General features: G+C 62.5%; 12 protein-coding genes and 2 riboswitches. Of the genes, 7 read left to right on the top strand and 5 right to left on the bottom strand.

Features of this window, described 5'->3' with window-relative positions; all coding sequences use genetic code 11:
- Positions 1–98 precede the first annotated feature (98 nt).
- The 5 genes from KUF55_RS16300 (at position 99) to KUF55_RS16320 (ending at position 6,514) form a co-directional block, all read left to right on the top strand.
- Positions 99–479: a VOC family protein gene (locus KUF55_RS16300; RefSeq protein ID WP_255557119.1), complete on the top strand. Its 381-nt coding sequence runs from the start codon at positions 99–101 to the stop codon at positions 477–479.
- A gap of 175 nt (positions 480–654) precedes the next feature.
- Positions 655–745, top strand: a riboswitch (glycine riboswitch).
- A gap of 3 nt (positions 746–748) precedes the next feature.
- Positions 749–837: riboswitch (glycine riboswitch) on the top strand.
- A 79-nt stretch (positions 838–916) separates the two neighbouring features.
- Positions 917–1,666, top strand: a complete 750-nt coding sequence (locus tag KUF55_RS16305) for a DUF5058 family protein (protein WP_218817304.1) — start codon at positions 917–919, stop codon at positions 1,664–1,666.
- A gap of 27 nt (positions 1,667–1,693) precedes the next feature.
- Complete coding sequence (locus KUF55_RS16310; RefSeq protein WP_370630924.1) at positions 1,694–2,440, top strand: hypothetical protein; 747 nt, start codon at positions 1,694–1,696, stop codon at positions 2,438–2,440.
- Positions 2,441–2,554: 114 nt separating this feature from the next.
- The gene (locus KUF55_RS16315; RefSeq protein ID WP_218817305.1) at positions 2,555–3,787 is read left to right on the top strand and encodes an amidohydrolase; all 1,233 of its coding nucleotides are present in this window, start codon (positions 2,555–2,557) and stop codon (positions 3,785–3,787) included.
- Between the two features lie 207 nt (positions 3,788–3,994).
- Complete coding sequence (locus tag KUF55_RS16320; RefSeq protein WP_218817306.1) at positions 3,995–6,514, top strand: hypothetical protein; 2,520 nt, start codon at positions 3,995–3,997, stop codon at positions 6,512–6,514.
- 19 nt (positions 6,515–6,533) lie between these two features.
- Here the strand turns inward: KUF55_RS16320 and KUF55_RS16325 are convergent, their stop codons facing one another.
- From KUF55_RS16325 to KUF55_RS16345, 5 genes are all read right to left on the bottom strand, one after another.
- Entirely contained in the window at positions 6,534–7,610 is a 1,077-nt protein-coding gene (locus KUF55_RS16325; protein WP_218817307.1) for an ABC transporter ATP-binding protein, read from the bottom strand.
- Entirely contained in the window at positions 7,607–8,683 is a 1,077-nt protein-coding gene (locus KUF55_RS16330; protein WP_218817308.1) for an ABC transporter ATP-binding protein, read from the bottom strand. The genes KUF55_RS16325 and KUF55_RS16330 overlap by 4 nt, the downstream gene beginning before the upstream one ends.
- Positions 8,683–9,657, bottom strand: coding sequence for an ABC transporter permease (locus KUF55_RS16335; RefSeq protein ID WP_168150706.1), 975 nt, complete (start codon positions 9,655–9,657; stop codon positions 8,683–8,685). Before KUF55_RS16335 ends, KUF55_RS16330 begins: the two co-directional genes overlap by 1 nt.
- 8 nt (positions 9,658–9,665) lie before the next feature.
- Complete coding sequence (locus KUF55_RS16340) at positions 9,666–10,685, bottom strand: ABC transporter permease (RefSeq protein WP_168150707.1); 1,020 nt, start codon at positions 10,683–10,685, stop codon at positions 9,666–9,668.
- Positions 10,686–10,751: 66 nt separating this feature from the next.
- Positions 10,752–12,350, bottom strand: coding sequence for an ABC transporter substrate-binding protein (locus KUF55_RS16345; protein ID WP_218817309.1), 1,599 nt, complete (start codon positions 12,348–12,350; stop codon positions 10,752–10,754).
- A gap of 282 nt (positions 12,351–12,632) precedes the next feature.
- Between KUF55_RS16345 and KUF55_RS16350 the strand changes: the two genes are divergently transcribed.
- Positions 12,633–13,625, top strand: a complete 993-nt coding sequence (locus tag KUF55_RS16350) for a 2-hydroxyacid dehydrogenase (RefSeq protein WP_255557120.1) — start codon at positions 12,633–12,635, stop codon at positions 13,623–13,625.
- 196 nt (positions 13,626–13,821) lie between these two features.
- Positions 13,822–14,955, top strand: a complete 1,134-nt coding sequence (locus tag KUF55_RS16355; RefSeq protein ID WP_132360119.1) for a mandelate racemase/muconate lactonizing enzyme family protein — start codon at positions 13,822–13,824, stop codon at positions 14,953–14,955.
- Positions 14,956–14,973 lie beyond the last annotated feature (18 nt).

The raw sequence follows: 14,973 nt of genomic DNA on the forward strand, positions 1-14,973 counted from the left end.
TTTCATAGTAATCACCATCACGCCGTGGTGTCAAAGCACGATCGCCTCACTGCCAACCTCCAGACCGAGTGTCGGTGTGCCACCCTAGTGTTAGAGCCATGAGCGAACCAGTGGGAACCCTTGCGTCCATCTCCATAGACTGCCTAGACACCGACGAATTGGCGAGGTTTTACTCGCAACTTTTGGGGCTTCAAGAAGTCTTTGCCACCCCGGATCGTGGTGTGATCGCGTTGGCCGGTGCGGGGCCGATGCTGACGGTGATGCGAGTAGCTAGCTTTGTGCCGCCTTCGTGGCCCGAAGGACCTCAGCGACAGCAACTCCACCTGGACATCGCCGTTAACGATCTGGAATCGGCGAGCGCCGCCGCCCTCGCTCTCGGTGCTTCGAAGGCCGATCATCAGGCTTCCCCGGAGCAATGGCTCGTGTTGCTGGACCCGGCAGGGCACCCCTTCTGTCTCTCGGTGGTCCGTCCGGACTAGGCACACTCGGCCCACAGTCCATATAAGGCACCACGCTCCGCATCAGAAATACAGATTCACGACCGTTCGGTCGGAAGACATAATCTTGGTTTGGTAATGCGCTTGTAATCTGTGTCATATATCGTGAGAAACGAGTGGCCACGGAGCCACCGGAAAAAACTAAATAGTCTTCCGATCACGCGCAGCTGGAGAGCCTCGAACATCAATCGGGCACCGAAGGGGCAAGCACCCGCAATCTCTCAGGTACCAAGGACAGCTGCGCAAGGAAACTCTGGAGAGCAGTCGTTTTATGCGGCTCACCGACGAAGCACGCCGTTGCCCCTAGGCAGCGGTTTATCTTTCAGGTTCAGGAACAGAGCGGGCACGGTAGCGACCGGCATCACCCAAGGTCCTCGCTCCCCTACTTGATTCCCTCGATGAACGGTAGAAATTTTCCCATGAATATCCCGGCCTTGTTGCCCGCCGCGGCGGATTCCAACTCCACAGATATCCTCGCTATCGCCAACTCACCGGTCCTCTGGGCCTGTGCCATTGGCGTTTTTCTGGTCATCATAGTCCAGAGCGTTATTTACATGAAGGCAGCCAAGACTGCCGCACCCCACATCGGCATGACGCAGGATGAAATCAAGACCAGTTTCCGCGCCGGTGCTATCTCGGCGCTGGGACCCTCACTGGCCGTGGTCATGGTCGCCGTCGCCCTGTTGACGATCTTCGGCACCCCCGCGGTGCTGGTGCGCATCGGATTGATCGGGTCGGTCTCCTACGAAACGGCCGCCGCTGCCATCGCCGCAAAAACCGCGGGTGCCGAGCTCGGCGGCCCCACCTATACCCAGGCCGTCTTCGGCCTGGCCCTGGCCGCGATGAGCCTGGGCGGAGCCATGTGGATGATCGCCACACTCATCCTGACTCCGCTGCTCAAGCGTGGCGATTCGGCGCTGCGTAAGGTCAACCCCGCCATCATGCTGGTGGTCCCCGGTGCGGCAATGATTGCCGCATTCATGGTGTTGGGCATCGCAGAACTGCCCAAGTCATGGATACATGTGGTCGCCTTCCTATCCTCCGCGGGGATCATGACGATCCTGATGGTCATCGCCAAACGCGTGAACAAGCCGTGGATCAAGGAATGGGCTCTGGGTATCGCCATCATTCTCGCCCTGGCCATCACCTACGCCGCAACCCGCCTTTAGCGCCGCCGAGACTTCCAGGAGCACATGATGAGCAAAGCAACAGAAATGCACGAGGCGCTAGGCGCCTTCGACAAAACCACCTCCCGCTGGGGCCGGATCACCATGATCATCGGCCTGATCCTTTCCTTGGCCGCCCCGGCCTACTTGGTCTTCTTTTCGGGGTTGGACATTGAAGTCGCCTCGGTTCTGGCGGCCTTCGCGGCGCTGGCCGCGGTCTTCGGCGTCATCTGGATTGTGGAGCCGCTGACCTACTTCCCGATCCTTGGCGCGTCCTCGATGTACCAGGCGTTTATGATCGGCAATATCTCCAACAAGCTGCTGCCCGCGGCCATGATCGCGCAGGCGACCATCGGAGTGAAGCCCGGTACCCGCAAGGGTGAACTTGCCGCGGTCGCCGCCATCTGCGGTGCCGCAGCCGTCCACCTGACCTCGCTGTTCGTCTTCGTGGGACTGCTGGGCACCTGGCTGGTCAGCGTGATCCCGACCGACATCGTGCAGACCGTTCAGTTCTACATCCTGCCCACCGTTCTGGGCGCCGTGATCGTACAGGCCATTGTGAGCCAGAAGGCCCCACGCTCGGCGATCATCGCACTGACTGTCTCCCTGATCGTGATCTTCGTGTTGGTTCCGCTGATTCCCGGGATGAATCTATTTGCCACTGCAGTGGCAGTGATCGCCACCGCGGTGCTCGCCTGGGTCTTACGTGATCGCAAGACCCTGGGTGCCACGGAAAACGTGGAATCTGATGCCCTCCCCGAGGGCCCGGTCTACTAACCGCTCCGCGTGAGCCGGCGCCCCACAGCGCCTAGCTACACAGCAACATGGCATAAATAGGCGGTGGCACCCCTCGGTGCCACCGCCACCGAAAAGCTAAGGAAATAGCACCCCATGACCAACACCACCATTCCGAAGTCCCTGAGCCTGAGCACCGACTCGGCAGCGGAAATGCGCGAAACCTACAAGTATCTGCACGCGAATCCCGAGCTGTCGATGCAGGAACACAAGACCGCTGATTACCTAGCCAAGCGCCTTGAAGAGCTGGGGCTCGAGGTGTTCCGTTGTGGTGGAACCGGCGTGGTGGGCGTGCTGCGCAACGGCGAGGGCCCGGTCATCGGCATGCGTGCGGACACCGACGGGCTGCCGGTCCTCGAGGACACTGGCCTGGACTACGCCAGCACCGCCACCGGCGTCCTAGATGATGGCACCGAGGTCCCCACGATGCATGCCTGTGGTCACGACACCCATATGGCCACAGCGTTGAAGACCGCCGAGCTTTACGCCGGCGCCAAGGACGACTGGGCCGGGACCATCGTCTTTGTGCTCCAGCCCGGTGAAGAAACCGCCGCAGGTGCCCGCGCCATGGTTGAGGACGGCTTGTGGGACAAGGCTCCGAAACCGGAGATCATGTTCGGTCAGCACGTGATGAACGGACTGAGCGGCACCGTGACGTTGCTGGCCGGCGCGGCGATGACCACCGCCGACTCGTTTAAGGTCACGGTCTTCGGGCAGGGTTCGCATGGCTCCATGCCCGAGCACTCCATCGATCCGATCGTGCTCGGCGCCTCCATGGTCTTGCGCTTGCAGACCATCGTCTCGCGCCAGGTGGCTCCGCAGTCCGCCGCCGTGGTGACCATCGGGTCTTTCCACGCCGGACTGAAGGAAAACGTCATCCCGGACCGCGCGGTGTTCACGATCAATGTGCGCACCTTTGATACCGAGGTGCGCGAGATCGTGCTCTCCTCGATCCGTCGCATCATTGGCGCCGAGGCCGAGGCTTCGGGGGCTCCGGAGCCGCTGATCGAGGACATCTCCAACTTCCCGCCGCTGTTTAATGACCCGACGGAGACCGAGAAGCTCACCGAGGAATTCCGTGCCGAGTTCGGCGAGGAGCGGGTGCTGCCCGGCTCCCCGGTGATGGGCAGCGAGGACTTCGGTGCATTGGCCGCGGCGATCGATGTGCCCAGTGTGTTCTGGTTCTTCGGTGGCAACTCCGCCGAAACCCTGGCCGCTGGCCACCCGCCGGCCAACCACTCGCCCTTCTTCGCCCCGGTCATCGAACCGACGCTGAGTACCGGCGTGCAAGCGGCTGTCCGCGCGCTATTCTCTAAGGTTGGCAAGTAGAAGAAGCACTATCTCGACGGCCAGATCTTCCCCTTCGGGGTTGGGATCTGGCCGTTTGCCTGCTAAAAGCCAGGCGCACCCGCATCGCCCGATGATTCCCGAGCAATAGCGCCATGGACGCAAACTCCGTGGAGGGATCACGCGTGCACTTAAGTACAACGACATACGTGGGACTAGATTAGTCCAGAAGCATTAGAATCATGTTTTGTGGCCCCGAACCAAACTTCCGATACCGCTGACGTCCCACTGATCCGAGCCCGTAACAAACCGCGATTCGGCTTTCCTTGGGTAGCCGTGGTGCTTGGCCTTGGCACCAGCATTTTTGCCGGTGTCGGATTCAATGCCGTCACCGCCGAGCCCGCGGCGCCGGTGCAGATCATGATCGAGGGGCAGAACCCCTACAACATCTCCCAAGAAACGCTCGATGCAGTGATCACCGAGCCGATCCTGGCGTGGGAGCCCCTCACGATTCGAGTGACGGATCGGGCCCTGAGCTACGACGAACTCCAAGGTCGGACGGATCCCGGAGCCGACGTCATCCTGACCACGCTTATCGACAGCGATACCTTCGAAACCGAAAAGGAACAGCGCTTTACCGGCACGGGCATCTATCCCGCGCAGCCGAATAAAGACGAGAACCTCTCGGACCGATACGCCATTTCTAACGCCTATCTCGACAATGTCGGGCTGGGTCACGGTCCGTTGGCCGTTGCCGCTGCCGCCCAACGAGCCGCGGATGTCTTGGATGGCGGGCGCATCAGGTCTCCCGAATTCTGGGTGGCCGGCACGGCCACCGGATTGCTGCTCACGGTGCTCGCATTCGCCTTCTCACTGCGCCGTCGCCGCCGTCGTGAGCTGATCTTCCGTCGACTCACCGCCGCGCAGCGCCAACTGGCGGGCGTGGTGCTGGAATTAGAGGCGTTGGAAGTCACTTACCTCGGAACGGACCAGGCGAAGCGGACCGCCGGATTCACCGAGTCCTGGACACAAATTCGCGACGATTCATTGTCGCTGGCCAAGACCGAACAAGCGGTAATCAACGCCGTCTACGACTCCTCGACATCACTTTCACCGAAAACCGCCGAACTCGTGGCTACCTTCGAGGCCAAGGCGCATGCCTTGGTGACTTCGTCCGATGCCCTGATGGGTGCGGGATCCGTACTCGCCGAGCTCGCCGGCGGAGCGCGGGTTCTGGACAGGCTAGCCGCGCCAACACTCTTGGCCGCCCGTGAATTACTTGCCCGGCTACACGCTGCCCCGCAGGGCGCAATATCGCCCAAGCACGTCACGACACTCGAGCAGGCCGTCGAAGAATTCCTGGCAGCCGGGGCGCGGGAAGGGGAATCCACCGCCGGACTCAAGACCTGGGCCAAGGCCGAGAAAAAGCTCGAACGTACCGCCCACTCCGTATATAACGCCCTGCGCCATGATCGTCGCGCTCGGGTGCGCGGAGCCTCCCGTGGTCGAGATGATACGGCTGCGCTTCGAATGAGCTTGGGTCTCGCAGCGGGTGGAACCAAGCAAGTCCTCTACGTCTTAGACGATGCCAACGCCGCGGCACGGGCACTGTTCGGTCCACTGCCCGGCTCCACGGAAACCGCCGAGGTACCGCGTGCCCGGCATCGCTGGAGTACCTGGAATCTCCAGGCGCCGCCCCGGGCCATGTGGATCACGGTGGGGATTGTCATAGGAATCAGCGCGCTGATCTTCGGGGGTGTCACGGAAGAAAAGATCACCGAGCGCCCCGGTTGGGATCTGACCGGGAGCCTGCCGGTGCACTCGCTCACCGTTGATGACCCCAGCGGAACCCTCGATGAAGATCAGCTCCGCGGTTACCTGCAGGACGGATTTAGCCACGATGTTGACATCACGCTTGCGGTACGCGATGCCGAGGACTACCTCGATACCGTGGGAAGCTTTGACCCGCTGAGCGGCGCTCCGGATGAAGATCTTGATCCGTCGGTGCTTGTTGATTCGCTGTGGCGACTCAAGGCAGAGTTCCCCGAGCTGATCAATGCCACTACCCAGGAGCTGAACCCCAACCAGTACCTCGTCCCGGTGTACCTTTTTGACAACGGAACCGTCACCACCCCCACCTGGCTCAGTAGCACCCCCGCTTCCGGGGACCACAGCAAACTATCCCGAGGTGCTTGGGAATACGGCAGCTACTCGCTCTCCAGTTTTGATGAACCTGCGATGGCCACGACCATCGAGTCGTTGGCTCGCGGGCTGCAGCGAAATGGAATTGTGGAAACCGATGTGAATTCCACACTCCTGTTCTGGTTGCTCAGCCTGGCCTTCGCCCTCGGTGCGACAACGCTCATCCAGATCCTCATCTTTGGCGGCACCATCTCTATGAAGCTCGGTCGCTTTGGACGCGGCGGAAAGCTACTGCGCCAGCTACGTCGCAAGCTGGACGCACTGGCCCTGGGCTTGGACGAATCCCGGCTTAATACGGTGCTGGTGCTCGGCACCGGCCCCGCGGCCAGCAGTACCGAGGCCGACCAGCGCATCTTTGAGCGTTCCCTGGCCGTGGCCTGGCGGACGGCCGATGATCTGGCTGCCCGACCGCTGGCCCAGCGTTTGAATGCCGCCTATGTTGCCGAAATTCAGGCGCTCTCCGAGCTGGTGGATCGATTGGAAATTCGCGACTCCGATGCTCAGCGACGCACCCGCGAACTGCTGGCTAATACCCAGAGCGGGGCAGCCGAACCGGCGGGGCCCTAAAGCCGCGCCACACCTTGTCTCAGGCCGGCACCAACCCGGCCTCGGCCGGGCTGGAGACCGGAAAATGACATTCGGCCATGTGCGCGCGCTCGGCGGGACCGATGGTGGGCAAACCCAGGGAGATCCGGCCGTCCGCACCCAGCCCCGTGGCCTCGGGCCGGCGCGAGGCGCAAATGTCTTGGGCCTTCCAGCAACGCGTACGGAACCTGCACCCGCTGGGCGGATCCAGAGGTGAGGGCAACTCGCCTTTCAGCACAATCCGCTTCGCGGGGCGCATGGCCGAATCCAACTTCGGCGAGGCAGACATCAGCGCGGCGGTATACGGGTGCAACGGCCGATCAAAAACATCCTCGGTCACACCGGTTTCGATGATTCGTCCCAGGTACATCACCGCTACCCGGTCCGTCACGTGGCGCACCACCGACAGGTCGTGGGAGATGAAGATGTAGCTGACACCCAGCTGCTGCTGCAGCTCGTTAAGCAGGTTCAGAACCTGCGCCTGCACCGAGAGATCCAACGCGGACACCGGCTCATCCAGGATCAACAGATCCGGACCCAGCGCCAGCGCCCGGGCAATGCCGATGCGCTGGCGCTGGCCGCCGGAGAACTCCTGCGGGGTCTTATACGCATCGGTGCTGCGCAACCCCACCAGATCCAGCAACTCATTCAGCCGCTTGGAACGCGCCGCGGATCCGCGGTACAGATCCTTATGCGTGGCAAAGGGCTCGGAAATGATTTGACCGGCACTCATCCGCGCGTTCAACGAGGCGAACGGGTCTTGGAAAACCATCTGCACCCGCCGGCGCCAGGCCAGTAGCTCCTTGCCCTTGAAGGCAAACGGGTCGGCCCCGTCAAAGCGCACCGAGCCCGAATCGGGGGTCTCAAGCATCATCAGCGTGCGGGCCAGCGTGGATTTGCCACAGCCCGACTCCCCCACCAGGCCCAGGGTCTCCCCCTTGCCCACGGACAGGGAAATCCCATCCAGGGCCTTGAGCTTGCGTGATCCGCCGGAACCGGCCGAGACGGTGAAGGACTTGGAGAGATCCTGAACCTCGAGGACGTTTTTCCCCGGGTTCGCCATGGTGTGGGTGCTCATTGGTTTTCCTCATGCTGTGGAGAGGTTATTGAATGATCATTCGTTGGGTTCCCCGCCTGGGTGACCAACACATCGGAGAAGTGGCAGGCGGAGAACTGATTCTCACCCGTCTGGCGCAGCTCGGGACGCGTTTCGCGGCAGATCGCCGCGACCATCGGGCAACGGTCTTGGTAGACGCAACCGGCGGGGATGTTTTTGAGTTCCGGCGGGCTGCCGGGAATCGATGACAGTTCGTCCCCGCGCACCGCATGGGTGGGCACGGATTCGAGCAGGCCCTTGGTATAGGGATGGGTGGGGGCGGAGAACACCGTGGCCACCGGCCCGCGTTCCACCACATTGCCGGCATACATGACGGCCACGTCGTCGGCTTCCTCGGCCACCACGGCCAGGTCGTGCGTGATCAGCACAACCGCCATGTTCTCTTCCTCGCGCAGCCGGCGCAACAGCGCCATGATCTGCGCCTGCACCGTGACATCCAGTGCGGTGGTGGGTTCATCGGCGATCAGTAGCCGCGGGCTCAGCGCCACGGCCATCGCGATGAGAATACGTTGACGCATACCGCCGGAGAACTGGTGGGGGTAGGCCGAGGCGCGAACCTCGGGTTCCGGGATGCCGACCCGGCGCATCAGCTCGATGGCCTGAAGTCGCGCCTGCTTTTTGTTCATCCCGCGGTGGATCCTAAAGGCCTCACCCAATTGTGTCCCCACCGTATATACGGGGTTCAGGGCCGTCAGCGCGTCCTGAAAGACGATACCCAACGACGGCCCTGCCACGGCCCGGCGTGCCCGCGCACCCATGGTGTTCAGGTCCTTACCCTCCAGCGCCACGACGCCCCCGGCCACCGAGGCCACCGGGTCAAGCAGACCGGCAATGGCCTTGGCGGTCATGGACTTACCGCAACCGGATTCGCCCAGCAGTGCCAGCGTCTGGCCTTGGTAGGCGGTGAAGCTGACCTTGTTGACCACCCGCACCGTGCCGGTGGGGGTGCGGATGTCCACATCGAGACCCGTCACCGCCAGCACCGTGGTCAGGGTTTTTTCGGTCGATCTTTGGGGATCAAGTAGTTCCATCATCACTTTGCCTCCTTGGACAGGGACTTCAGAGCCTTACGAGCAGGCTTTTCGAGGGTCAGGCGCCAACGCTGGGCCGGATCGGTGGCGATGCGCAGCCACGCGGCCAAAAGGTTCGCGGCAATCGCGGTGATCACGATGGCGGCGCCGGGCAGGATCGAGAGCCACCAGGCGGTCTGCAGGTATTGGCGTCCCTGGGCCACCATCAACCCCCAACTCACATCCGGTGGCTGGATGCCAATGCCCAGGAAGGAGAGTGAGGATTCGGCCAGCATCACGTAGCAGAATTCCAGGGTGGCCAGGGTCAGCAGCGTCGGGGTGACCACCGGAATCACGTGCATCGCGATGATCGAGTTGGGCTTGGTGCCGAAGGTGCGCGCCGCGTCCACGAAGGTACGGGACTGCAGTTCGGCGGATTCGGCGCGGGCGGTACGCATATAAATCGGGATACGCGTCAGCGCCAGGATCAGCACGATGTTGGCGACCGAGGGGCTGAAAACGTACAGCACCACCACCGCCAGCAGCAGCGAGGGGAAGGACATGATGATGTCGGCGATGCGCATCGAGATGTTTTCGCGTCGCCCCCGGTGATATCCGGCCCAGACTCCCCAGAGCGAACCGACGAGCAGAGCCACCAACACCGCTGGAACGGCGACCATCAAGGTGGTGCGTGTGGCGACGATCAGCCGCGCGAGCATCGAGCGGCCCAGGGAGTCGGAGCCCAGAATGTAGGCCCAACCGTTGGCTGGATCAAAGGGTGCCTTGTTCATGAACATCAGGTTTTGCTTGGTGGCCAGCTCGCCCATCAGGGTGGGACCGATCAGCGCCACCAAAATGACCACGGCCAGGATCAGGGCGCCGATTGTTGCGAATTTATCGCGCAGCAGCATCCGGAACATGCTCGGCCCGCCCAGACGCACCTTGGACGGCTTCGGCGCACGTTGCTGCCCGGTGGGCGCGTTTAATGTCTGTGTCATGATCTTTCCTAGGCGTTCGCGCCGGTGACGGCAGGGACGGTGGGCTCACTCGGCGTGGTTGGCTCGGTAGTGGAGGTGATAGTTCGCGCCTTGCGCTTACCCCTAGCCCCGGCGGTGGGACGAACCCGCGGGTCAAGCAGCGCGTAACCCAGATCAATCAGGATGTTCAGGATGAAGATGGCGATGGCCGTGATCAACACACACGCCTGTAGGACGGCGAAGTCACGTTGCAGAATCGAGTCGATCATCAGCTTGCCAATGCCTGGCCAGCCGAAGATCGTCTCGACCACCACCGCCCCGTTGACCAACCCGACAGTTAGGTCTCCGGCCACTGTCAGTGCCGGCGCCGCGGCGTTACGCAGTGCGTGGGCGGTGACCACGCGGTACTCGGAGGCGCCCTTGGAGCGGGCGAGCTTGATGTAGGGCTCGGAGAGCGAGGTGACCATGGCTCCGCGGATCACTTGCACCAGTGCCCCGAAGGGCCTCATGAGCAGTGTGGCCACCGGCAACACCCAGGCTGCTGCGCCCATGACCCCGGAGGTGGGCAGCCAGCCCAGGTAGATGGCAAAGACCCAGATACCCACGATGGCCAACCAGAAGTCTGGAATGGAGGCTGCTGCCATCGAGACGAAGGACGCCAGGCGGTCTAGCAGCCCGTTGGGCTTCAGCGCGGCGGCGGAGCCCACGATGATCGCCAGAATGATGGCGATCACCATGGTTGTTGCCGCTAGTTGCAGCGTGGCCGGGAAGGCGCGCAGCGCCATGGCCGCGGCATCCTCCCCGGTTCGCAGTGAGGTTCCAAAGTCCAATCGCAGCAGACCACCGAAGTAGTCGGCCATCTGCACCAGGACCGGCTGGTCCAAGCCATTCTTGGCAATGAAGTCCGCGCGCATGGCGTCGGTGGCGTTCAGTGGTAGGTAGAGGCTTGCCGGGTTACCGGTCATCCGGGCCAGGGCGAAGACACCCACCACCACAACCACCAGCGGCAGTGCGGAGGAGATAATCCGTTTACGCAAATAGGTGAGCATGATCCTTAGTTGCTTTCCGTCGAATTCATTATTGCCAGTTCCTTGCAAAGGGCCTTTGGATGGGAGCTACTTGGCGGTGACTTCTGCCAGGCGCAGTTCATCGCCCGAGGAGGAGTTCGGCGTGTAGGCCACTGTCCCGGCAATACCGAGCATGCCGGTCTGGTGGGCGATGTGCGCGAACTGAACCACGTTCTCGTTCTGGTAGGAGAAGACCTTCTCGAAGGCGCCCTGGCGATCATCGCCGGTGGCGGCATCGGCCGTTGCGATGAGCTTGTCGAGTTCGGGGGTGCCGAAGGCCGACTGCGCCCCCTTGGACGTCATGTACTGATCAACGGTGAAGGCCGCGTCACCTGCCTGGTTGCCGTGCTGAGTCATGAGCATGATCGCTCCCTCATCATCGGTGGGGAACGGGCGGACCTGGTAGGTCAGGTGCTGGCTGGTCTCAAGCATCTTCAGCTTCACATTCAGACCGGCCTGGCTCAGCTGTTCCTGGATGACTTGGCCGAGTTCTTCGATCTTGGGGAACTGGGCGGTGCGCACGATCAGGCTGATCTGCGCGGAGGTGTCAACGCCTGCGGCCTTGGCCTCTTCAACCAGGGCCTTGGCCTTTTCCGGGTCATAGGGCCAGGCGGCCAGCTCCTCGCTGTGTCCTACAACGCCCTCGGGAACCAGCTGGGCGGCGACCTTATCGCGTCCGCCGTAGAGCGAGGCGACGATGGCTTCCTTGTCGATGGCGTAGTTCACGGCCTGACGGACCTTGATGTCGGTGAAGGGTGCCTTATCCGCGTGCATGCGCAGGGCAACGGTTTCGTTGTTCGGGTAGGAGACGCCCAGATCCCCGATATTGTCCTCGGGGCTCAGGCCGGTGGCGATGTCTGCCTCGCCGGAGGTGATCATGGCGGCGCGGACGCTGCCCTCGCTTCTCCACTGGTAGTTGGCCTTGTCGAAGGCCGGTGCCTCGCCCCAGTAGTCGGCGAAGGCCGATGCATTGATGGACTGGCCGGCGTCCCATTTATCCAGTTTGTAGGGCCCGGTGCCGATCGGTTCGCGTACCTTCTCGGTGGCGGAAGTCTCGGCCGGCACGACCTCAAGGAAGGAGAGGCGCAGCGGCAGGATCGGATCGGCCTTGGGAGCTGTCACGGTCAGGGTGGTGGCGTCAACTGCCTTGACCTTGAGGTCATCATCGCCAAAGACATAACCTTCGACGTTGCAGCCGAGTTTGCCGTTCACCGCACGGTCGATGGTTGCCGCGGCATCCTCGGCGGTGAAGTCTGATCCGTCGTGGAATTTCACGCCCTCGCGCAGCTTCAGCGTCCAGTTGGTGTCATCCGAGCTGGTCCATTCAGTGGCGAGCTTGGGCTCGAGCTCACCGGTGGTGGGATTACGTTCGATCAGTGGTTCGGTGATGGTTGAGCGCACCACCACTCCGGTGCTGGTCAGGTTCGACTCGCAGGCTTCAAGCGTCGGTGGTTCCTGCTGCAGGACCACCCGCAGCGTGCCCCCCGCTGCCGGAGCTCCGGATCCACCGGAACTCGAAGCTTCGGTGGAGTTGGCTACGGAGCAGCCCGAGAGCACCGTGACGCCCAACAGGGCACCGGCGGCCACGGCCATGGAGAGTCGACGGGTGCGGGTCACGGGCGTCGTTGCTTTGCTGGATAAAAACATCGGTGTTTCCTCTGCGGTGAGCGAATTGGACGAGTGTGGACGACCAATGCGAGGGGAACTGCCGGTCGTGTTCACATAGCTTTGACGGCTAGGCCGAAGCGCGTCAAGGCATTGCTTCGGCATGAACGCGCGGTTTTGGGGTGCACGGCATCGAACCGAACGAGACAGGGAATGTGACTTCCGCTACATTTGGCGGCTGAAAGAGCATCAATACCTCAACGGTATTGATCAATGCGTTCTCCGTGTTGGACGTGCATGCTTGAGTCTTCCTAAGATGCAGGTATGTCAACAGATACCAGCGCCTCCACGCGACGCGATCACAGCCCCATCTCCGGGAACGCCATAGTGCGCGTCGGCCCGGTCAACCCAACGGTCGCCCAGGCGCTGCTTGAAAACTACGCTTCATTGGTTCTGCCCGATGCCGGGGCGCAGCGCGAGGCATTCCTCGCGGAACACGGTTCATCCATTCGGGTTGCCGTGTGTTCGGGAAAGATCGGCGTTGATACGCAGACCATGAAGCGGCTTCCAAACCTCGAAGCCATCGTGAACTTTGGTGTCGGCTACGACGCCACCGACGTTGCCCAGGCCACCGAGCGCGGCATTCCGATCAGCAACACCCCCGATGTCCTGACCGACTGCGTCGCCGACACCGCCCTGGGCCTGTACCTCGACACACTGCGCACGCTGAGCGCCGCGGAGCGTTTTGTCCGCAATGGCACCTGGGCCACGGGGGCAAACTTCCCGCTGGCCACCCGCGCCAGCTCCAAGCGTGTGGGCATTTTGGGTCTGGGTCGGATCGGCGCCGCCATTGCCAAGCGCCTCGAGGGTTTCGACTGCGAAATTCACTATCACAACCGCTCGGAGATCACCGGCAGCCCCTACACGTACCACCCGTCGGCGACCGCGCTGGCCGAGGCCACAGATGTGTTGATCGTGGCAGCTGCAGGCGGCCCAGATTCGGCGGGGCTGGTTGATGCAGCGGTGCTGGAGGCGATCGGACCGAAGGGCTTCCTGATCAACATTGCCCGCGGCAGCGTCGTTGACGAGCCGGCGCTGGTCGCGGCCCTGCAGTCTGGCTCCATCGCCGGAGCCGGCCTGGATGTGTTCGCTTCCGAGCCACACGTTCCAGAAGAACTCTTTGCCATGGAGAACGTGGTCCTGCTGCCACACCTGGGCAGCGGTACTCACGAGACCCGTGCCGATATGGCCTCCCTGGTGCTGGATAACCTGCGCAGTTATGTGGAATCCGGGGAACTCGTTACTCCCATCTCGTAGTAAAACCAAGACGCAGTGGCCCGCCCGGTTCTCCGGGTGGGCCACAGGCATTTTCAGCATCGGGCCTTAAAGGATTCGAAAATTTTCAATCTGGAAAACTTCCCCAAACCACTTGTGTAATAAGTTTTAGACTTATACGATAAGTTGTGTTCAGCACCACAGCCTCGCCATTCACTCCCAGGAGCACAGACCCGCCATGAGCTACACACCCGATGCCATTCGCCACGTCAAGCTGTCCACCGCGCGGCTGCCCCTGGCCACCCCGATCTCCGACGCGAAGGTCTTCACCGGTCGCCAGAAGCCGATGACCGAGGTCATCTTCCTCTTTGCCGAGATCACCACCGAGCAGGGACACGAAGGCCTAGGCTTCTCCTACTCGAAGCGCGCCGGCGGGCCGGCACAGTTCGCTCACGCCAAGGAAGTCGCCGAGACCATGATCGGCGAGGATCCTAACGACATTGCCAAGCTGTACACCAAGCTCTTGTGGGCAGGAGCCTCGGTCGGACGCTCGGGTGTCGCCACTCAGGCCCTCGCCGCGCTCGACATCGCCCTTTACGACCTGAAATCCAAGCGCGCGGGCCTGCCACTGGCCAAGTTCCTCGGCTCCCACCGCGATTCGGTGCGAACCTATAACACCTCCGGCGGATTCCTCAACGCCTCCATCGCCGAGATCAAGGACCGCGCCACCCAGTCCATCGAAGAAGGCATTGGCGGCATCAAGATCAAGGTCGGTCTGCCCGATTCCTCCGAGGACCTGCGTCGAGTCACCGCGGTGCGCGAGCACATCGGCCCGGACGTGCCCATGATGGTGGATGCCAACCAGCAGTGGGACCGCGCCACCGCACTGCGCATGGGTCGCAAGCTAGAGGAGTTCGATCTGGTCTGGATCGAGGAACCGCTTGATGCCTACGATGCCGAGGGCCACGCCGCACTCGCCGCAGCCCTGGACACCCCGATTGCCACCGGCGAAATGCTCGCCTCCGTGGCCGAGCACGAACGCCTGATTGCCACCCGCGCCTGCGACATCATCCAGCCCGATGCCCCGCGCATCGGCGGCATCACCCAGTTCCTGCGTCTGGCCACGCTCGCTGACCAGGCGGGACTGGACCTGGCACCGCACTTCGCCATGGAGATCCACCTGCACCTCGCCGCCGCCTACCCTCGCGAACCCTGGGTGGAGCACTTCGACTGGCTCGACCCGTTGTTCAACGAGCGCCTCGAGACCAAGGACGGTCGCATGTTGGTCCCCAACCGTCCGGGACTCGGCTTCACCTTCAGCGACCAGGCCCGCGCCTGGACCACCGACACCGTCGAATTCGGCCGAGCCTAAGCTCCTCACCGCGGCGCG

Source organism: Paeniglutamicibacter sp. Y32M11, assembly GCF_019285735.1.
In the GTDB taxonomy this organism is placed as follows: Bacteria; Actinomycetota; Actinomycetes; order Actinomycetales; family Micrococcaceae; genus Paeniglutamicibacter.

Excerpts from the sequence above, each read along its gene's own strand:
- KUF55_RS16300 (WP_255557119.1), top strand. The coding sequence starts at position 99 with ATGAGCGAACCAGTGGGAACCCTTGCGTCCATCTCCATAGACTGCCTA.
- KUF55_RS16305 (WP_218817304.1), top strand. The coding sequence starts at position 917 with ATGAATATCCCGGCCTTGTTGCCCGCCGCGGCGGATTCCAACTCCACA.
- KUF55_RS16310 (WP_370630924.1), top strand. The coding sequence starts at position 1,694 with ATGAGCAAAGCAACAGAAATGCACGAGGCGCTAGGCGCCTTCGACAAA.
- KUF55_RS16315 (WP_218817305.1), top strand. The coding sequence starts at position 2,555 with ATGACCAACACCACCATTCCGAAGTCCCTGAGCCTGAGCACCGACTCG.
- KUF55_RS16325 (WP_218817307.1), bottom strand. The coding sequence starts at position 7,610 with ATGAGCACCCACACCATGGCGAACCCGGGGAAAAACGTCCTCGAGGTT.
- KUF55_RS16330 (WP_218817308.1), bottom strand. The coding sequence starts at position 8,683 with ATGATGGAACTACTTGATCCCCAAAGATCGACCGAAAAAACCCTGACC.
- KUF55_RS16335 (WP_168150706.1), bottom strand. The coding sequence starts at position 9,657 with ATGACACAGACATTAAACGCGCCCACCGGGCAGCAACGTGCGCCGAAG.
- KUF55_RS16340 (WP_168150707.1), bottom strand. The coding sequence starts at position 10,685 with ATGCTCACCTATTTGCGTAAACGGATTATCTCCTCCGCACTGCCGCTG.
- KUF55_RS16345 (WP_218817309.1), bottom strand. The coding sequence starts at position 12,350 with ATGTTTTTATCCAGCAAAGCAACGACGCCCGTGACCCGCACCCGTCGA.
- KUF55_RS16350 (WP_255557120.1), top strand. The coding sequence starts at position 12,633 with ATGTCAACAGATACCAGCGCCTCCACGCGACGCGATCACAGCCCCATC.
- KUF55_RS16355 (WP_132360119.1), top strand. The coding sequence starts at position 13,822 with ATGAGCTACACACCCGATGCCATTCGCCACGTCAAGCTGTCCACCGCG.